Source organism: Faecalibacterium sp. 3, assembly GCF_048323735.1.
In the GTDB taxonomy this organism is placed as follows: domain Bacteria; phylum Bacillota; class Clostridia; order Oscillospirales; family Ruminococcaceae; genus Faecalibacterium; species Faecalibacterium wellingii.
The window spans coordinates 392,416-410,641 of record NZ_JBLWFN010000001.1 but is presented as its reverse complement, the minus strand read 5'-3'; the positions used below and the strand labels follow the sequence as shown (position 1 = coordinate 410,641).

At 57.6% G+C, this 18,226-nt stretch carries 16 protein-coding genes and 1 tRNA gene; 9 read left to right on the top strand and 8 right to left on the bottom strand.

Annotation, left to right across the window (positions count from 1 at the left end; all coding sequences use genetic code 11):
* Positions 1-99 precede the first annotated feature (99 nt).
* Positions 100-297 carry a tyrosine-type recombinase/integrase gene (locus ACNSPV_RS01905; RefSeq protein ID WP_418268288.1) on the top strand — a complete coding sequence of 66 codons (198 nt, stop codon included), beginning with the start codon at positions 100-102 and terminating at the stop codon, positions 295-297.
* Between the two features lie 56 nt (positions 298-353).
* Here the strand turns inward: ACNSPV_RS01905 and ACNSPV_RS01900 are convergent.
* Both ACNSPV_RS01900 and ACNSPV_RS01895 read right to left on the bottom strand, forming a co-directional pair.
* Positions 354-427, bottom strand: a tRNA-Ile gene (locus tag ACNSPV_RS01900).
* A gap of 73 nt (positions 428-500) precedes the next feature.
* Positions 501-920, bottom strand: coding sequence for a hypothetical protein (locus ACNSPV_RS01895; RefSeq protein ID WP_249237530.1), 420 nt, complete (start codon positions 918-920; stop codon positions 501-503).
* 123 nt (positions 921-1,043) lie between these two features.
* Between ACNSPV_RS01895 and ACNSPV_RS01890 the strand changes: the two genes are divergently transcribed.
* The 6 genes from ACNSPV_RS01890 to ACNSPV_RS01865 all read left to right on the top strand — a co-directional run bounded on the left by ACNSPV_RS01890 (position 1,044) and on the right by ACNSPV_RS01865 (position 6,550).
* Entirely contained in the window at positions 1,044-1,544 is a 501-nt protein-coding gene (locus ACNSPV_RS01890; protein ID WP_249237529.1) for a conjugal transfer protein TraD, read from the top strand.
* A complete protein-coding gene (locus ACNSPV_RS01885; protein WP_348584805.1) occupies positions 1,541-2,833 on the top strand; it encodes a glycoside hydrolase family 10 protein in 1,293 nt (430 codons plus the stop codon). The genes ACNSPV_RS01890 and ACNSPV_RS01885 overlap by 4 nt, the downstream gene beginning before the upstream one ends.
* A 147-nt stretch (positions 2,834-2,980) precedes the next feature.
* Positions 2,981-3,514, top strand: coding sequence for a hypothetical protein (locus ACNSPV_RS01880; RefSeq protein WP_348584806.1), 534 nt, complete (start codon positions 2,981-2,983; stop codon positions 3,512-3,514).
* Positions 3,514-4,434, top strand: coding sequence for a DMT family transporter (locus ACNSPV_RS01875; protein ID WP_348584807.1), 921 nt, complete (start codon positions 3,514-3,516; stop codon positions 4,432-4,434). Before ACNSPV_RS01880 ends, ACNSPV_RS01875 begins: the two co-directional genes overlap by 1 nt.
* A gap of 3 nt (positions 4,435-4,437) precedes the next feature.
* Positions 4,438-4,992 carry a M48 family metallopeptidase gene (locus tag ACNSPV_RS01870; RefSeq protein ID WP_348584808.1) on the top strand — a complete coding sequence of 185 codons (555 nt, stop codon included), beginning with the start codon at positions 4,438-4,440 and terminating at the stop codon, positions 4,990-4,992.
* A gap of 76 nt (positions 4,993-5,068) precedes the next feature.
* Positions 5,069-6,550 carry a lipopolysaccharide biosynthesis protein gene (locus tag ACNSPV_RS01865; protein ID WP_348584809.1) on the top strand — a complete coding sequence of 494 codons (1,482 nt, stop codon included), beginning with the start codon at positions 5,069-5,071 and terminating at the stop codon, positions 6,548-6,550.
* Positions 6,551-6,656: 106 nt separating this feature from the next.
* Here ACNSPV_RS01865 and ACNSPV_RS01860 read toward each other — a convergent pair whose 3' ends face one another.
* Positions 6,657-9,398 carry a hypothetical protein gene (locus ACNSPV_RS01860; protein ID WP_348584810.1) on the bottom strand — a complete coding sequence of 914 codons (2,742 nt, stop codon included), beginning with the start codon at positions 9,396-9,398 and terminating at the stop codon, positions 6,657-6,659.
* Positions 9,399-10,026: 628 nt separating this feature from the next.
* Here ACNSPV_RS01860 and ACNSPV_RS01855 point away from each other — a divergent pair.
* Positions 10,027-10,536 (top strand): hypothetical protein, encoded by a 510-nt coding sequence (locus ACNSPV_RS01855; RefSeq protein WP_348584811.1) that lies wholly within the window; start codon positions 10,027-10,029, stop codon positions 10,534-10,536.
* A gap of 54 nt (positions 10,537-10,590) precedes the next feature.
* Here the strand turns inward: ACNSPV_RS01855 and ACNSPV_RS01850 are convergent, their stop codons facing one another.
* The 3 genes from ACNSPV_RS01850 to ACNSPV_RS01840 form a co-directional block, all read right to left on the bottom strand.
* Positions 10,591-11,523 carry an alpha/beta fold hydrolase gene (locus ACNSPV_RS01850; RefSeq protein ID WP_348584812.1) on the bottom strand — a complete coding sequence of 311 codons (933 nt, stop codon included), beginning with the start codon at positions 11,521-11,523 and terminating at the stop codon, positions 10,591-10,593.
* A gap of 269 nt (positions 11,524-11,792) precedes the next feature.
* A complete protein-coding gene (locus ACNSPV_RS01845; protein ID WP_249237520.1) occupies positions 11,793-12,044 on the bottom strand; it encodes an AbrB/MazE/SpoVT family DNA-binding domain-containing protein in 252 nt (83 codons plus the stop codon).
* 391 nt (positions 12,045-12,435) lie between these two features.
* The gene (locus tag ACNSPV_RS01840) at positions 12,436-13,464 is read right to left on the bottom strand and encodes a glycosyltransferase family 2 protein (RefSeq protein ID WP_348584813.1); all 1,029 of its coding nucleotides are present in this window, start codon (positions 13,462-13,464) and stop codon (positions 12,436-12,438) included.
* 251 nt (positions 13,465-13,715) lie between these two features.
* On the opposite strand from ACNSPV_RS01840, the gene ACNSPV_RS01835 reads away from it, so the two are divergent.
* Positions 13,716-15,293, top strand: coding sequence for a RecQ family ATP-dependent DNA helicase (locus tag ACNSPV_RS01835; RefSeq protein ID WP_348584814.1), 1,578 nt, complete (start codon positions 13,716-13,718; stop codon positions 15,291-15,293).
* Between the two features lie 77 nt (positions 15,294-15,370).
* On the opposite strand, the gene nrdG is transcribed toward ACNSPV_RS01835, so the two are convergent.
* Together nrdG and nrdD are read right to left on the bottom strand one after the other, a co-directional pair.
* Positions 15,371-15,928, bottom strand: coding sequence for an anaerobic ribonucleoside-triphosphate reductase activating protein (nrdG, locus tag ACNSPV_RS01830; protein WP_348584815.1), 558 nt, complete (start codon positions 15,926-15,928; stop codon positions 15,371-15,373).
* A 69-nt stretch (positions 15,929-15,997) separates the two neighbouring features.
* Complete coding sequence (gene nrdD / locus ACNSPV_RS01825) at positions 15,998-18,169, bottom strand: anaerobic ribonucleoside-triphosphate reductase (protein ID WP_348584816.1); 2,172 nt, start codon at positions 18,167-18,169, stop codon at positions 15,998-16,000.
* Positions 18,170-18,226 lie beyond the last annotated feature (57 nt).

Here is an 18,226-nt window from a genome sequence, read left to right as displayed (position 1 = left end):
GCGGGATCTGATGCAATTTGCGGCAGAAAGCAGGATCTGCCGCAATGGGGGCAAACAAAAACGGCCAGCGTATCATGTGCTCTGTGATATGTACCCCTAATCGAGAAAATCCATCCGCATATGTTCCGGCACACCTTCGTGAGCATCCTGCTGTCCAATCCCAATATCGGTGTGGCAACGGTGGCCGCAGAAGCCGGACACGCACAGCCCAGTACGACCCTTGCAATTTACACGCAGGTCTATGACAAGCGGCGCAAAGAGATCCGCAAACAGATGAGCAAAGAATTGTACAAGTAAAGCGCCTATTCATGCAAAAAGAAAAGCACGAGAGCAAAATCTCGTGCTTTTTTCTATGGGCCAGCCAGGACTTGAACCCGGGACCAAGCGGTTATGAGCCGCCAGCTCTGACCAACTGAGCTACTAGCCCGCATATTCTGCGCTGCGGCATATACCAGTATACCAAATTCCGCGCAAAATGAAAAGCACTTTGCTGCAAAAGTTTATTTTGTGCGGTGGGCTGCCAGCTTTTGCTGCATGAATTTGTCCAGCATCTCCTGCGGGAACAGCGGCTCCTTGTAGCCAAAGGCCTCGCGGATGAAGATCAGGGTCACCACAGTCTGACGGCCCGGGTCCAGCCGCAGGGAGTACAGGGTATCCAGCGGCTGCTGGGTGGGCTGGTGCAATGTCAGGTGCAAAAGGAACCCGCCGTCCTTTTCCCGGCGGCACTCATACAAAAACTCGTCCGTGTCCGGATGCTCGTCCAGACGGTCAAAGCATTCGTCAAGGGGCAGGTCGGTGCGGAACTCCGACAGACCGGAGGGCCCATACTGGCTGCGGCGGCCGTTCTCGCGCCGGGAGAGCAGAAAAACGATCACGCCCAGCACGGCGGCAAGCAGGACGATGGAAACAGCAGTGTTCATGAAGATCCTCCCAAAGAGTTTTTCTTATTGTAACACAACCCGCATCCATTTGTGCTATAATATTTTTAATTCTTTGAAAATTTTGTCAGGAGCCTGCACTCTGCTGCGGGCGGGAGGAACGCAATGAAGCTCAAATTCACACGCAAGACCTGGTACTTTTTCCTGCTGGCGGCAGCGGCAGTGTCCATGCTGGGCGGCTTTGCCGTGCTGAGCGGCATGGATTTTTCGGGGCTGGAACTGATCGTGTTCTGCATCACCGGCATCGCAGTACTGTTTCTGGCGGCGCAGAAGGGGGCACCGGCCAAGGATAAGCGCAATTACACGCTGGTGTTCGTGCTGCTGATGCTCAGCAAGCTGGCGGCAGGCGGCTGGGCGGGCGACCTGTGCTCGGCGCTGGTGTGGCCCGGCCTCCTTGCCATTGAGTACAGCCACGGAAAGCCCATCCAGCGCCCGCTGCAGCTGGTATGCATTTCGGAGGCGCTGCGCCTTTTGTTCTGGCTGCTGACCCGCTATGCGGGCATGAGCGGCCTTGCCTTCTGGACGAACATCATGTTCGTGCTGCTGGCCTGTGCCCGGGGCTGGGCGGCGCTGACCCTGTATAAGACGCAGGAGGAGACCCTGTGACCCAGCGGCGCAGGTCGAAAAAAACGGAAGTGGAGCCGCACCGCTTTGGCCGGCGCAGCTTTTTGCTGGGGGCCGGTGCCGCCGCCTGCGTGGGCGCGGGGCTGTGGCTGCGCCGCAAAGAGCTTTCCGGACAGGATAAAACAGAAAACCAACAACAAAACGTTGACAACCCGGCTCTGCCTGCAGGCGAGTGGCGGGCTGTGTGGATCAGCTATCTGGAATGGGCACTGCTGGATTTCTCCACGGCAGACACCTTCCGCGCCGGGTGCGCACAGATGCTGGACAATTGTGCGGGCCTTGGGCTGAACACGGTGCTGGCGCAGGTGCGGCCCTTCGGGGACGCGCTGTATCGCAGCAGCCTGTTCCCATGGAGCCACCTGTGCACCGGGGTGCAGGGGGCAGACCCCGGCTTTGACCCGCTGGACATCCTCCTGCAGGAGGCCCACGGGCGGGGACTCTCGGTGGAAGCGTGGCTGAACCCCTACCGGCTGCGGTCCTCTGCCGCCATGCCGCCCAGCCTTGCGGAGAATAACCTTGCCAACACCCATCCGGAGTGGGTGTGTGCGGTGGGCGACGGGCTGTATCTGAACCCGGCAGAGCCTGCCGCTGCGGATTATGTGGTGCAGGGCGTGGCAGAGCTTTTGCAGAACTATGCGGTGGATGGCATCCACTTTGACGATTACTTTTACCCCACCACCGAGGAAAGCATCGACGCGGTGCAGTTTGCGGCCAGCGGTGCGGTGGACCTTGCCGCGTGGCGGCAGCAGAATGTGACCGCACTGGTAAAGGCGGTGCACGACACGGTAAAAGCCGCAGACCCGACTTTACGGTTCGGCATCAGTCCGCAGGGGAATCCGGACAACGATCTCAACAGCCAGTACAGCGCTGTGACCGCGTGGCTGGCCGCAGGCGGCGAAGAGCAGGTGGTGGACTATCTCTGTCCGCAGGTCTACTGGGGCTATGGCTACACGCTGCAGAGCGGCAGCACCCGCTTTGCCTTTGAGAACATCGTGCCCGCGTGGCTGGCGTACCCGCGCGCAGAGGGCGTGGCGCTCTATTTTGGCTTGGGCGCGTACCGCATCGGCGTAGGTGATGGCGGCGCGAACCCGGACAGCGTGAGCGGCTGGAGCACCGGCGATGCGCTGGCCAGGCAGGTGCAGGACCTGCGCGGTCAGAACGCGGGCGGCTGGGCGCTGTACCGGTATGGCAGTCTGTTTGGTGCGGGCGCACCGGAGCAGGCCGCTGCCGAATGCGCTGCGCTGCGGGCGCTGACCGGCAAAGAAGGGTAAAATCGGGCGGCAAACCGCACAAAACAAAGCCGTCTGTCTTGTGCAGTGCGGCGAAATGCGGTATACTATAATTGTATCTGCCCGAAAAATGGGCAGAAGGATGAAAAGCAAAGAGAAGCGCGTTGCTTCGTGAGGAAACGTATGAAGATGAAAAAAAGGATCATTGCGCTGCTGCTGGCGGTCCTGCTGGCAGTGGGGCTGATTGGCTGCAAGGATGTCCTGAAGGGCATTGTGCACAAGGCGACGGGCACCTCGGACGAGGTGCAGGAAGAGGACACCACCCGCTGGGCAGATGCGACCGCCGACCCGCTGATCATTCAGGGGATCGCAGACTCCTCTGCCAAGTTTGCCGCGGCCACGGCAGACGGCTGCCTGTACGCCGTGTTCAACGGCATCTGGAGCCGCAGCACTGACTATTTCACTGCGCCCACCGGCAGCCTGAATATCATGGCCTGCGGCACCGCTGAGGGCACCCAGAAATTCAAGGTGGCACTGTGGAAAAAGGTGGATGGCGGCGCAGAGTATGTGCCGGACAGCACCTACTATATCCATACCGACGGCACCAACTACCGCTGCACCGTTTCCGGGCTGGACCCGGCGGCACAGTACCGTGTGACCATCTCCTATGATTCCAGCCGCTACTACCTGTACGGCCTGATGAAGGTGGAGGGCGTCGGCTGATGAATACACAGACTAAAAACTCTCTGCTCCTGCTGCTGTGCTCCTTTATCTGGGGTACGGCCTTTGTGGCCCAGAGCGCAGGCTCCGGGATGGGTGCCTACAGCTTTCTGGCGGGGCGCAGCTGGCTGGCTGTGCTGGTGCTGATCCCCACGGTGCTGGTATTTGACGCCATCCGCCGCAAAAACGGCACGGATGCAAAGCCAAAGACCGCCGCCGAAAAGAAAAAGCTGCTGGCGGCAGGCTTTGTGTGCGGCACCCTTCTGTTTGCTGCATCCGCTGCACAGCAGATCGGCATTACCATCAATCCGTCCACGGCAAAGGCCGGCTTCCTGACCGCCATGTATGTGGTGCTGGTGCCGGTGTTCGGCCTGTTTCTGGGCCGGAAGGGCAGTGCGCAGCTGTGGGTCAGCATGGTGGTGGCCGTGCTGGGCCTGTATCTGCTGTGCATGAAAAACGGCTTTGGCAGCATCGAATCCAGCGACTGGCTCCTGCTGAGCTGTGCAGTGCTGTTCAGCTTCCAGATCATTGCGGTGGACCACTTTTCCCCGCAGGTGGACGGCGTTCGGCTGAGCCTTGCCGAATTTCTGGTGGTATCGGTGGAAAGCACCGCTGCGGCTCTGCTGTTCGAGACACCTTCCGCAGCGCAGTTCGCGGAGAATGCGCTGCCGATCCTCTACTGCGGCATCATGTCCAGCGGCGTGGCCTACACCCTGCAGATCTTGGGCCAGCGGGACCTGAACCCCGCCATTGCCAGCCTGATCATGTGTCTGGAAAGCGTGTTCAGTGCGCTGGGCGGCTGGATGCTGCTGCACCAGAACCTTTCTGCCCGGGAAGTCTTTGGCTGCGTGCTGATCTTTGCAGCCGTGGTGCTGGCCCAGCTGCCGCTGGAAATGCTGCGCCGGGTCAAAAAGGCGTCCTGACCCATGGCAGAAAAACAGCCGGGGCCGCAGCTGCGCACGGCAGGCGGCATCCGGTACGAGCTGACCCGCAAAAAGGTGAAGAACCTGAACATCCGTGTGCGGGAGGACGGCACCGTGGCGGTGAGCGTGCCGCTGCGCACGAGCGCGGAAGCTGCGGACCGCTTTGTGGCCGAGCGCGCCCAATGGGTGCAGGAGGCCCGGGAACGTGCCCGGCGGCGTGCCGCCCGGGACGCACAGCCCCTGCCGGACAGGGAGACCGCGCTGGCGTACTTTACGGCCATGAGCGATAAGGTCTACCCGGCCTTTGCCGAAGTGCTGGGCGGACACAAACCCGTCATCAAGGTGCGCAGCATGACCAGCCGGTGGGGCGTGTGCTTTATGGCAAAACGGCAGATCACCTTTGCTTTGCAGCTGTATCATATGCCCCCGGCGGCGCAGATCTATGTGGTAGTGCATGAGTACTGCCACTTTTTGCAGCCCAACCACAGCCCGGCTTTCTGGGCCGAGGTGGCAAAGCTGCTGCCGGACTGGAAAGCCCGGCGGGCGCTTTTAAAGTAACAAAATAGTGGGAAAGCGGATGCGGGCGGTCACAGACCGGCCCGCATCCGAATTGTAAAACAGGAGGGGAGTACCCTTGGAAAACGAAAAAAAGTCCGGCGATAAATATTCAAAGCTTGCCGGCAACACATTGATCTTTGCCATTTCCAGCTTTTCGTCAAAGCTGCTCACCCTGATCGTGCAGCCGTTCCTGACCTATGCAATGGCGGAAATTTCCGATCTGGGCCTTTCCAAGATCCTGAGCCAGTACGCGAACCTGCTCATCCCGTTCGTGTCCATGGGCATGTCCAACGCCATCATCCGCTTTGGTCTGGACAAGGGCAACAGCGAAAAACAGGTGTTCACCAACGGCCTGCTGACCATTCTGGGCGGCTTTGGCCTTCTGGTGCTGTGCTGGCCCATTGCGCAGTTTCTGCCCGATATGGCACAGTACGGCCTGCTCATCTACATCTATGTGCTCATGAGCTGTCTGCGTACCCTGTGCACCCAGTTCGTGCGCAGCCGCCAGTGGAACAAGCTGGTGGCCGTGGATGGCGTGCTGTGCACCGTGGCCACCATGGCTTTCTACGTGCTGTATCTGGTGGGCTTCAAGTGGGGCGCCAACGGCTACCTGCTGGCCATCATCAGCGGCGACCTTGTCAGTGTGCTGTTCCTCTCCGTTACCGGAAAGCTGTGGAACTATGTGGAGCTGAAGGGCGTCAACAAAAACCTCTGGAAGCAGATGCTGCGCTTCTCGCTGCCCATGATCCCGGCACAGATCAGCTTCTGGATCATCAACGCATCCGACCTGTTCTTTGTGCGCGAAATGTGCAGCGGTCTGGACGGCCACAACGGCGACGCATGGAGCGGCCTGCTTTCCACCGGCTACTTCCTGCCCACCATCCTGACCACGCTGGGCCTGATCTTCTACGATGCATGGCAGCTTTCCGCTGTGACCGAGGAGGAGGGGCGCGCAAAGTTCTTTACCCAGATCTTCCGCACCTATTCCAGCGTGCTGTTCTGCTGTGCCGCCGGTATCATCTGGCTGTGCCGTCCGGTGATGCACGTGATGAAGGCCAACTACTACTATGCATGGCACTTTGTGCCCTTCCTTGTCATGGCGTCCACCTGCAGCTGCTTCAACCAGTTCATGAACAGCGTGTACGTGGTGAATAAAAAATCCACCCGCAGCATGATCACCATGATGGCGGGCGCTGTGAGCAACTGCATCATGAACTACTTCTTCATCAAGTGGTGGGGCCCGGTGGGTGCGACCTATGCCTCCTTCCTTGGCCTTGCGCTGGTGTTCACCCTGCGCGCCATCGATGCCCACAGGATGATCGGGATGCAGGTGCATCCGGGCCGCGTGCTGGTGAATGCGGCCGCACTGGTGGCAGAAGCCTTTGTGCTGCTGGCCGAGCCGCCGCTCTACGGCCTGTGGACCGGCCTGATCACGGCGGCTGTTATCCTGTACAACTTTGCAGGCGTGTGGGCCATGGCCCGCATCCTGCTGCCCCGCCTGCTGGGCCGCCGCGGCAAGGCGCTGGTGTCGGCTGTGGATGGCTGGCTGAAACGGTAAAATGTGCAAACGAAAGGCCCCGGGACATTGCGTCCCGGGGCCTTTCGCCTTTTATAAATGTGCGATACGGATGAAGCGGATAGCGGTATTACAGGGAGCCAAAGGCTCAGTGTCTGCTGTTCTTGCCCAGCAGGCTTGCCCATGCACCGGCAATCGTTAGTGCAAAGCCTCCGAGAGCCATTGCCAAGGCGGCAAACAGGCTGGTGCCGGTCTGCGGCAGGGCGTGAGCGTCCTGCACAGCGGGATTCGTGCGGTTGGCGGGCAGAACAGGGGAGTCCGGCGTATCGGCCCGTGCATCCTGTACAGGATGCAGCTGCGGGTCTTCCGGGGTGATGGAGGTATCCGGGCCGGGCTTCGGTTCCGGCTTCAGGTTGGGGTTCGGGGTGGGAGTGTCGGGCCCGTCCGGGTCAGGGGTAGGCGCGGGCAGCTCCGCATGAGCGGCTTTCAGGGCAAAGCCATTGCCAGCAGTTTTATCTACAGCGATAGTATACAGGCCAGTGGCTTGATCGTAATTGACAGTGACGCCTTCGGGCAATTCGTCCAGACTGTCAAGGAAGGCCTGAGCGGCATCGGCGTCGGCATCGAAGTTCCAGCGGCTGCCGTTGGCGTCGATGTACCAGCCGTCGATCTTGTGGCCGCAGTCAGCATCTTCCGGGCCCTTGTTCAGGATATCGCCGATGCCTGCATTGCCTACGGAGAAGGTCAGCTTGCCGCCCTTCTCAATAAAGATGTCGGCGCCTGCCTTGTCAGCACTGTTATTGTTGATGACGGTGCTGCGGCCCAGAACGGCAGAGCAGCCCGCTTCAATGCGCAGGCCGCCGCCAACAGCACCCTTGGCGTTGAAGCCGTTTCTGGGCGTGGCGTTGTTGTTCTGGATGGTGACACGGGAAGCGTCGTCGATGGTCAGGCTGCGGTGGAAACCGCCATAGGTTAGGCATGCAATACCGGTGGCATTGTTATCCGAGATGTTCAGGGTGCTGTTCCGGACGCTCAGCGAACCGTTCAAAAGTCCTGTCTCGGTGTCATTGACACCCCATGTGATCTCAACGGAAGCATTGCCTTTTTCTTCTGTGCCGGTAACAGTGACAGTGGAATTGGTGAACTCGCCCTTGCCGGTGATGCGGATGCCGCCATAGCCGTTGTCGTTGGCCGTGAGGGTGGAATTTTCTACAAGCAGATTATTGGCGTGGATGCCGTAGCCGCCGTGGTTGCCGCTGATGTTGGCGGTAGAGCCGTTCACGATCTTGACATCGGCACCATTGAAGCCGCTGCGGCCCTCCCAATCGCCGCGGTTGGCGCAGTTGGTGACGGTCAGGGTGCTGTTGTCCACCAGAACATCCAGAGCTTCCCTGCCAATGATGCCGCCATTGTTGCCATCGGCGGTGAAGGTGGAGCCATCGGTGATGTTGATGAAGTAGGTGCTGCCTTCGTTGCCGCCGCCAACGCCGTCCCATGCAATGGCATTGAAGCAGTTGTTGATGGTCAGGGTGGAGTGGTTGTTCACATTGAGCTCGTTGCGGCCGCGACCAGCCATGTAGATGCCGTGTGCCTCTGTGGCCAGACCTGTGCCATCCATGGAAAACTTGGTGTTGTCCAGCGTCAGGGCGGCATCGTGGGACATGCAGACGGCGTTCCACTTGTTATAGGTCGTGGAGCTGGCCCCCGTCATGTCAACATCCATATTCTGGAAGGTGAGATCGGAACCCCGGAGCGTGATACCAAAGATCTGAGGCTGGCCGTCTTTCGCTACGAACTTCAGCTTGGGCTTGACGGTGGTTTTTTCCTCGGTACCGCTGTCAGTTGTTGTGGTGACCGTTTTGCCTTTGATCGTCAGGTTTTTGTTCTGGAGATCGATACCGGTGGAAGTGGCATCTTTAATCACTTCAATGGTGTCGCCGCTTTCGGCTGCTTCGACGGCTGCATCAAAGCTCTTATAGCCCTTACCGTTAATGGTGGCAACATCCTCAGCGGCAGTGTTTTCCTCCGCAGGAGCGGTGGGCGCACCAGTGGGCGCAGCCGGAGCTTTTGCCAGCATCAGTACCGGGGCCTTTGCTGCGGCAAGGCCGTTGTTCTCAACGGCAGCTTGCGGCTTGGACTCGTCAGCAGGATTCTGCTTGGTTTCGTCAGTAGGATTCTGCTTGATTTCGTCAGTAGGATTCTGCTTGGTCTCGTCAGTAGGATTCTGCTTGGTCTCGTCAGTAGGATTCTGCTTGGTTTCGTCAGTAGGATTCTGCTTGATTTCGTCAGTAGGATTCTGCTTGATTTCGTCAGTAGGATTCTGCTTGGTTTCGTCAGTAGGATTCTGCTTGATTTCGTCAGTAGGATTCTGCTTGATTTCGTCAGTAGGATTCTGCTTGATTTCGTCAGTAGGATTCTGCTTGATTTCGTCAGTAGGATTCTGCTTGATTTCGTCAGTAGGATTCTGCTTGATTTCGTCAGTAGGATTCTGCTTGATTTCGTCAGTAGGATTCTGCTTGGTCTCGTCAGTAGGATTCTGCTTGGTCTCGTCAGTAGGATTCTGCTTGATTTCGTCAGTAGGATTCTGCTTGGTCTCGTCAGTAGGATTCTGCTTGATTTCGTCAGTAGGATTCTGCTTGGTTTCGTCAGTAGGATTCTGCTTGGTGTCTTCGCCAGTAGCATTCTGCTTGGTGCCTTCGCCAGTAGCATCCTGCTTGGTGTCTTCGCCAGTAGCATCCTGCTTGGACTCGCCAGTGGAAGTCGCAGTTGTAGAAGCAGAGCTGTTTACCTCAGCGTCCGCAGATTCTGCATTTGCTGCCAGAGGGCTTGCCGCAACACAGGCGGTCAGAGCCAGAGACATTGCCGCAAGCTTGAATTTTTTGTTGGTCATGATCACTCTCTCCTTCCAGATCTTCACATGTTATAAAAGGGACATAAACCGTACCGGCCCCCCATTGGCCGATCCCGGAGTTTATGCTTGTGATTTGGGTATATCACACTTTTGGAAGCCTGTCAACAAGAGGGAGAGTGCTTGAAAAAACGCTGAAAATTAGACTGAATATCTAAAAATTACAGGTATAATCCTGACAAATAGCACAAAAAGACAGAAAAATGGTAGAATGTGGGAATTTGAACGGAACGGTTTGAAACGCTTTTGAAACGGTAATGAAACGGTGCTGAGACGGTGCTGTTGCAGAACCACCGAAAGAACAAAATGTGAAACATTTGTGAAAAAGCGCGGCGCGCCCGGAAACCGGCGAAAAAAAGAAACCGCCGCACAAAACGCTGTGCAGCGGTTTCGGGATGTGGGGTACAGTTTGCATTCAATGTTCTGCACACCGGCGTCTTTCAGGCTGTGGATGTTTTTGCTTTGGCAAAACTGTACAAAGAAAGGCTTGAAAGTTTGGCATCCCTGCGTGAATGGCCCTGAAAACGGCGTGAATGTCCGTTGTGCAAAAAGAAAAGAACTGGTATACTGAAAAAAAGAGAAACGCTTTACGACCAAAGGAGGAAACACCATGCTGCAAGAAATTTCCCGCCGAAAATTTATGGAACTGACCGGTGCCGGAGCGCTGCTGCTGACTTCTGCCGGGATGATGACCGGCTGCTGCAGAGAATACCCGACCTTATTTGGCGAGTTGATCGACATGGGTGATCTGTGGATAAGATTTTCCAGAGCGGGTGTTGTCCCAGCCGGCGAAGATGGTGCAGTGTTCACCTGCACGATCAATATAAGAGCAAAAGACGCCACGCAGACCATTACGTTGAAAAAAGATGATTTTACGATAGTGGTCAACGGAACGGAACTGAAAGATTATGCTTTGAATGTTCAGTACGGGAATAATGTGCCGAACGAGATCCAGTTCACGGGAGATAAAGACTTTCTCCTCTATGGACTTAATGCCGATATCAAAACCGATGAGCAATTTGCTGAAATTATAAAAGAATTTAAAATGCAGGCAACATTCCAGCATAATGGAAAGCGCGTCAGCGCCGTAACCGGCGAGCTTAATATCGGTGGTACGTAAAACAAAGATCCCCCGTCAAGAGGCCGGAAAAGCCACTTAACGGGGGGATTTTTTTCAGTGCTGTAATTGTTTGCCCAGCCAGTTGCCGATGTCGGCAAACACTTCCTGCTTGTTCGTTTCCACCAGCAGCTCGTGCCGGGCACCGGGGTACAGCTTGCATTCAATGTTCTGCACACCGGCGTCTTTCAGGCTCTGGATGGCGCGGCGCACGCCCTTGCCCTGTTCGCCCACCGGGTCGGCGTCACCGGCAAGGAAGAGCAGCGGCAGGTCTTTGGGCATTTTTGCAAGGAAGGCCGGGTCGTGCAGGCGCAGGATGCCGCTGAACATGCTGTAGTAGGCGTTCAGCGTGAAGGTAAAGGTGCAGCGCTCGTCCGCCAGATATTTGTCCACCTCGGCGTGGTCGCGGTTGAGCCAGTCGTGGGTGGTGCGGCCCTCCAGCCCCTTATTGTAGCCCAGAAACGAGGTGTGCGCCACAAAATTGCTGCGGTAGTGCCAGCCATGAAAGACCGCCAGCACCCGGCAGAGGGTCTTGGCAAACTGCACCAGCGCTTTGGGCTGGAAGCCGGTGCCCATGATGATGGCTCCATCCAGCTCATGGCCGTATTCGCACAAATACTGCCGGGCATAAAAGGAACCCATGCTGTGGCCCAGCAGGAAATAGGGCACCCCCGGGTAAAGCTCTTTGGTGCGCACCGTCATGGCGTGCAGGTCGGCCAGCACCGCGCGGTTGCCGTCCGGCTCGGCAAAATAGCCGTAATCGTCTCTGGTGCGGATGGAACCGCCATGACCCAGATGGTCGTGGCCGGTGACCAGAATGCCCCGCCCGGCAAGATATTCTGCCAGCGGCTTATACCGGTCGATGTACTCCACCATGCCGTGGGACAGCTGCAGAATGGCTTTCACCTCGCCGTCCGGCACGCAGCGGAAGGCGTGCAGAGACCGCCCCGGCACGGTGGACGGGACGGTGAAATCGATCATCTGGCTCATGGCAGAGCCTCCTTTTTGCGTTTTTTACTATGGGAATCAACTTTTGCAGCTTGACCCGGAGCTAAAGCCTTCACCCCTTGGGGACAGATTTCCCCCGACCGGGGGAAAATGTCGCGCAGCGACAAAAGGGGGAACAGGTGGCGCGTAGCGCCGGATGAGGGGTATTTAGGGCAAAATGCTGCTGTCCTGCGCCCTCATCAGTCACCTGCGGTGACAGCTTCCCCCGACCGGGGGAAGCCTTCATGCGGAAAATTGATTTCTGTGCGTTTTTACAGTGCGCTGATCTTGCGGCGGCAGGCCGGGCAGATGCAGTAGCCTGCAAACTGCACCGAGGCTTCGTCCACCTCGCCGCAGAAATCGCAGCTGCCGGCGGGACGGTGCTTTTTGAGCACGATGGAATCACCATCCACAAAGATCTCGAGCTTGGTGTCGGTGTCCAGATGCATACTGGTGCGCAGCTCCTTGGGCAGAACGATGCGGCCCAGCGCATCGATGCCGCGGACAATTCCGGTACTTTTCATAGTTTTCCTTTCTCCTTTATCCTTTTCCTTTTTCCTGTGATAGCCAATCTGTGACACAATAGGAAAATTGTTCCAGTGGCGCTATGCTCAGTATACAAAAAAGAACAGCGTTCGTCAATGATTACGTGCTGTTTCGACAAAAAATAACCTTTTACGCGGAAAAGTAGAGAAAATAAGGCCGGGCAGACAAAAAGAAACTCCTTCCGTCATCGCTGCGCGATGCCACCCATTCCCCTTCTGGCACTTTCGTGCCACCTCCCCCGGCCGGGGGAGTCTTTCTCACGGAGGGAGGCTCTGGCGAGAAGGAGAAGTGTTCCATTCTGCCAAAGGCTCCCTCTTTGAGGGAGCTGGCACGGCGTAAGCTGTGACTGAAGGAGTAAATTTCAAAGAATCAGTTGAATTTGAAGATCTTGCGCAGCTGGCGGTAGACGCCCAGCGTGAGCTTGTCGCCGCCGGGGAACTTCAGGTCGGTCAGACCGCCCAGATTGTAGCGCACGGCGCGGTAAACGCCGGTGCTCACGTGGTCCTTGAGGTACTGCCACAGCCCGGTGCGCTTGGCCTTTGCCTCGTCGCTGCCGTCCAGCAGCAGGAAGATGTCGCTCACGGCCATCATCACGGACAGATAGTGCACCATGTAGGCATGCAGACGTCTCTGATCCTTCAGTGCGTCCAGATCCTGACAGTCGATCATATGCTTGGTGACCCGCAGCTGCTGATCCACCCGCTTGACCATGATACTCTCGTTCACGCTCTGGTCGGCACGGCCGATGAAGTAGCGGTACAGATCCAGATCCATGTAGTACATGCTTTTGACGTAGGGCAGGGGCTGGTAGACAAAGATGTTGTCCACATAGAAGGTGTGCTTGGGCAGCACCATGCCGCACTTGCGCAGCACCTCGGTGCGGTACATCACCGAGTGCATCAGGATGTTCTGGTCCGGGCGGAAGTGGCCCACATGGGTCCAGTTGAACAGGCGGTTCTGAGGGAACACGTTGGTGTAGCGCACGGTCAGGGTGGTGTTGTCCTCCACATGCTCGTACACGTAGTTGCAGATCATCATGTCCGGCGCGGTGCCGCGGGCCACCAGAGTGGTCAGGCGGGCCAGAACCTTTTTCAGGGCGTCAGTGTCCAGCCAGTCGTCGCTGTCCACTACCTTATAGTACAGGCCGGTGGCGTTGCGGATGCCCTGATTGACGCCCTCACCGTGGCCGCCATTTTCCTGATGGATGGCCTTGACGATGGTGGGATATTTGGCGGCGTACTCGTCGCAGATGGCGGGAGTATCGTCCTTCACGGAACCGTCGTCCACAAGGATGATCTCGGCCTGCTCTCCGGCAGAAAGCAGGGTCTCGATGCAATGGCGCATATATGCCGCCGAGTTGTAGCACGGAACGGCAAAGGTGATGAGTTTCTGCTGCATAAGATGATTGCTCCTTTTTCTATCAACAGTCGGCGCACAAAAAAACCGCCGGACATGGAGTTATGTGCTCCTATTATATCATTTTCGCGCCTGAAAAGCTATCATTTGCAAAAAAATTACTTTTGACATTTCGTGCTTTTTGCTGAAAAACAGGCTCTGCGCCCGCGCAAAAGCCCGGCTTTTATGGTATACTGATAGGGCTTTGAGGACACGGCGCAGAGAACTGCCCGTCAGATACAACGGAGGCAACCATGGAAAACCCGCACAGCATCCTGAAAAAAGTTTTTGGCTACGACAGCTTCCGCCCCGGGCAGGAGGAGATCGTCAGCCGCCTGCTTGCCGGGCAGGATGTACTGGCGGTGATGCCCACCGGTGCGGGCAAATCCATCTGCTATCAGGTGCCGGCACTGCTGCTGCCGGGCATCACCATCGTGGTGTCACCGCTGGTCAGCCTGATGAAGGATCAGGTGGGGGCACTGGTGCAGGCCGGCGTGGCGGCGGCGTTTCTGAACAACAGCCTCACCGACAACCAGAAGGCCCTGATGCTGTACCGCGCCCGGGAGGGCTGGTATAAGATCATCTATGTGGCTCCGGAGCGGCTGGAAATGCCCGGCTTCCAGCGGTTTGCGCAGGAACGGCCCATCAGTATGGTGACGGTGGACGAGGCCCACTGCATCAGCCAGTGGGGACAGGACTTCCGGCCCAGCTACCTGCGCATCAAAGCCTTTGTGGACAGCCTGCCCAGCCGTCCGGTGGTGGGCGCATTCACGGCAACGGCCACCGCCCATGTGCGGGACGACATCCGGGAACAGCTGGCCTTGCAGAAACCCTATGAGGTGACCACCAGCTTTGACCGTCCGAACCTCTATTTTGAGACCCGGCGGGCCCTGCCCAGCCAGAAGCCGAAGGAACTGCTGGATCTTGTGCTGAAAGAGGGCAGCAACGCGGGCATCGTCTACTGCAGCACCACCCGGCAGGTGGATGAGACCGCCCGCCTTCTGCAGAGCAGGGGCATCCGGGCTGCGGCCTACCACGCCAAGCTGGACGCGGATACCCGGCGGCAGAATCAGGACGATTTCCTCTACGACCGGGTGCAGGTCATGGTGGCGACCAATGCCTTCGGCATGGGCATCGACAAGCCCAACGTGCGGTTTGTGATCCACTATAATATGCCCAAGGATCTGGAAAGCTATTATCAGGAGGCCGGGCGTGCAGGCCGCGATGGACAGCCCGCCCGGTGCACGCTGCTCTATTCCGGCACCGATGTGCGCACCATCCGGTTCTTCATCGAGAAGGAAATGGAGGCAGACAACGGCCTGCCCGCCGATGTAAAGGCCGAAGCGGCCCGCAAGGCGGAAGAGCGGCTCAAGTATATGACCTTCTATTCCACCACGCAGGACTGCCTGCGGGGATTTCTGCTGCACTATTTCGGCGAAGCGGCACCCAAAAAATGCGGCAACTGCTCCTGCTGTCTGGCTGCAGAGCAGGAAGCCCAGCTGCAGGTGGAGTATTCCCGCCGCCGTGCGGCTGATAATGCAAGACGGCTGAGCGAGAAGCCGCGTCGTGCCAGAACGACCGCTGGAGAGCTGAGTGAGTTCGACCAGAAGCTGCTGAATGCCCTCTATGCTCAGCGCAAGCGGCTGGCTGGAAAACAGAATATCCCGGCCTTTATGGTGTTCAGCGATGCCACCCTGCGGGAGATGGTGGAGAGAAAGCCGCTGAGCACCGACGAACTGCTGAATATCAGCGGTGTGGGCGAGAAGAAAGCCGCCCGCTACGGCAATGCCTTCCTGCGCATCATCGAAGATGCCGTGGGCAGCCGGGAATAAAACATAAAATAAGAGCGCCCTGCTTTTCCACACTTGAAACCGAACTTGTGGAAAACAGAACGCTCTTTTTGTTTTGATTATTTTTCCATGGTATGGGTGGCGAATACCTTTTCGTCCTCCCACCACACGGGCTGACCGGCGGCAAGGGTCTTTTTCACATCCAGCAGACGCTGGTTGCTGCTGCCCCGGAACCGCAGGGAGATATCGTGCTTGGCTTCAACAAATTCGCCGTCCACCAGCACATCCAGCAGGCTCAACAGCTCGTCGGTGGCTTCGCACCGGGCAAGACTTGGCTCTTTGCCGGTCAGCTGTTCCCAGGTGTAGCCGGAATAGCACCACACCGTTTTGTTGGGGTACAAGGCCTTGAAGTTGCGCACAAAGGGCAGCAGCTCCCGCTGATTTTCCGGCTCCATGGGTTCGCCGCCCAGCAGGGAAAGGCCCGCGATATAGTCCGGCTGGCAGGATGCAAACACCTCGTTGCGGGTGGGTTTGTCGAAGGGCTGGCCGTAGTCAAAGTCCCACGCCACGGCATTGAAGCAGCCGGGGCAGTGGTGGCGGCAGCCGGACACGAACACGCTGGTGCGCACCCCCGGGCCGTTGGCGATGTCATAGTATTTGATGGTTGCGTAGTTCATAGATAAAACTCCATATAAAAAGCTCCCCCTCTCGGGGGAGCTGTCAATGCGAAGCGTTGACTGAGAGGGTTACAGATGCAGCACGCGGTCCTTGATCTCCTGCGTGCGGCCCTGATTCCAGAACTGGGTGCCGATATAGCCGCAGGTGCGGCGGGCAACGTTCAGCTTGTTCTGGTCGCGGTTGCCGCACTTGGGGCACTCCCACACCAGCTTGCCGTCATCCTCCACGATCTTGATCTCGCCGTCATAGCCGCAGACCTGACAGTAATCCGATTTGGTGTTCAGCTCCGCATACATGATGTTGTCATAGATGAACTGCAGCACACTTATGACGGCTTCCAGATTGTCCTGCATGTTGGGCACTTCCACATAGCTGATGGCACCGCCCGGAGACAGGCGCTGGAAGTCGCTCTCGAACTTCAGCTTGGTGAAGGCATCGATCTGCTCCGACACATGCACATGGTAGCTGTTGGTGATATAGTTCTTGTCGGTAATGCCGGGCACGATGCCAAAGCGCTTCTGCAGGCACTTGGCGAACTTGTAGGTGGTGGATTCCAGCGGGGTGCCATAGAGGGAGTAGTCGATATTCTCGGCCTTTTTCCAGGCGTTGCACTTGTCGTTCATGTGCTGCATCACGCTCAGAGCAAAGGGCTTTGCACCGGCATCGGTGTGGCTCTTGCCGGTCATATACTTCACGCACTCATACAGACCGGCATAGCCCAGACTGATGGTGGAGTAGCCGCCGAACAGCAGCTTGTCGATCTTTTCGCCCTTCTTCAGGCGGGCCAGTGCGCCGTACTGCCACAGGATGGGTGCGGCATCGCTGGGGGTGCCCAGCAGCCGCTTGTGCCGTGCCTGCAGTGCGCGGTGGCACAGGGCCAGACGGTCGTCGAAGATCTTCCAGAACTTTTCAAAGTTGCCCTTGGAGGAGAGCGCCACGTCCACCAGATTGATGGTGACAACACCCTGATTGAACCGGCCGTAGTACTTGGGCTTGCCGGTCTCGGGGTCCACATAGGGGGTCAGGAAACTGCGGCAGCCCATGCAGGTGTAGCAGTGGCCTTCGCCGTTTTTGTCCACCTTGAGCTCCAGCATCTTCTTCTCGGAGATATAGTCGGGCACCATGCGTTTTGCGGTGCACTTTGCGGCCAGCTCGGTCAGGTAGTAATAAGGAGTGCCGGGGCGGATGTTGTCCTCTTCCAGCACATAGATCAGCTTGGGGAAAGCGGGGGTGATCCACACACCGGCCTCGTTCTTCACGCCCTGATAGCGCTGGCGGATGGTCTCCTCGATGATGATGGCAAGGTCTGCCTTCTCCTGCGGATTGCGCGCCTCACCCAGATACATGAACACGGTGATAAAGGGGGCCTGACCATTGGTGGTCATCAGCGTGACCACCTGATACTGGATGGTCTGCACACCGCGGTTGATCTCGCTGCGCAGGCGGCGCTCCACGATCTCCTTCTTGCGCTCGGCAGAAACGTCCAGACCGGCCATTTCCACTTCTACCTCAGCGGCGATCTTCTTGCGGGAGACATCCACAAAGGGGGCGAGGTGGGTCAGGCTGATGCTCTGGCCGCCGTACTGGTTGGATGCCACCTGTGCAATGATCTGGGTGGCGATGTTGCAGGCGGTGGAGAAGCTGTGGGGCTTTTCAATATAGGTGCCGGAAATGACGGTGCCGTTCTGCAGCATGTCCTCCAGATTCACCAGATCGCAGTTGTGCATGTGCTGGGCAAAGTAGTCAGAATCGTGGAAGTGGATCAGACCCTCCTGATGGGCCTTGACGATCTCCGGATCCAGCAGCAGACGGGCGGTCAGATCTTTGGAGATCTCACCGGCCATATAGTCGCGCTGCACGCTGTTCACGGTGGGGTTCTTATTGGCGTTCTCCTGCTTGACCTCTTCGTTCTGGCACTCGATCAGGCTCAGAATGCGCTCATCAGTGGTGTTGGTCTGACGCTTCAGGCTCTGGATATAGCGGTAGGTGATATAGTGACGGGCGATGTCGTGGGCTTTGATGTCCATGAGCTGGTTCTCCACCATATCCTGAACCTCTTCCACACTGACAGCACGGTTCAGTGCCTGACACTGGTCAGTCACATCTGCCGCGATTTGGGTGATCTGATCCTTGGTCAGACGGCTCTGACCGCCGACCGAATCGCTGGCCTTGGTAACAGCGGTAATGATCTTGGTGATATCAAAGGGGACCTCTGCACCGTTGCGTTTGATGATCTTCATCGGCTCTCCTCCTTGTAAATAAAAGCACAGTGTGAACGGGTACCTCTTACAATAAGA

Coding starts and splice junctions, on each gene's coding strand:
- ACNSPV_RS01895 (WP_249237530.1), bottom strand. CDS start 920: ATGAACACTGCTGTTTCCATCGTCCTGCTTGCCGCCGTGCTGGGCGTG.
- ACNSPV_RS01890 (WP_249237529.1), top strand. CDS start 1,044: ATGAAGCTCAAATTCACACGCAAGACCTGGTACTTTTTCCTGCTGGCG.
- ACNSPV_RS01880 (WP_348584806.1), top strand. CDS start 2,981: ATGAAAAAAAGGATCATTGCGCTGCTGCTGGCGGTCCTGCTGGCAGTG.
- ACNSPV_RS01875 (WP_348584807.1), top strand. CDS start 3,514: ATGAATACACAGACTAAAAACTCTCTGCTCCTGCTGCTGTGCTCCTTT.
- ACNSPV_RS01870 (WP_348584808.1), top strand. CDS start 4,438: ATGGCAGAAAAACAGCCGGGGCCGCAGCTGCGCACGGCAGGCGGCATC.
- ACNSPV_RS01860 (WP_348584810.1), bottom strand. CDS start 9,398: ATGACCAACAAAAAATTCAAGCTTGCGGCAATGTCTCTGGCTCTGACC.
- ACNSPV_RS01855 (WP_348584811.1), top strand. CDS start 10,027: ATGCTGCAAGAAATTTCCCGCCGAAAATTTATGGAACTGACCGGTGCC.
- ACNSPV_RS01850 (WP_348584812.1), bottom strand. CDS start 11,523: ATGAGCCAGATGATCGATTTCACCGTCCCGTCCACCGTGCCGGGGCGG.
- ACNSPV_RS01845 (WP_249237520.1), bottom strand. CDS start 12,044: ATGAAAAGTACCGGAATTGTCCGCGGCATCGATGCGCTGGGCCGCATC.
- ACNSPV_RS01840 (WP_348584813.1), bottom strand. CDS start 13,464: ATGCAGCAGAAACTCATCACCTTTGCCGTTCCGTGCTACAACTCGGCG.
- ACNSPV_RS01835 (WP_348584814.1), top strand. CDS start 13,716: ATGGAAAACCCGCACAGCATCCTGAAAAAAGTTTTTGGCTACGACAGC.
- nrdG (WP_348584815.1), bottom strand. CDS start 15,928: ATGAACTACGCAACCATCAAATACTATGACATCGCCAACGGCCCGGGG.
- nrdD (WP_348584816.1), bottom strand. CDS start 18,169: ATGAAGATCATCAAACGCAACGGTGCAGAGGTCCCCTTTGATATCACC.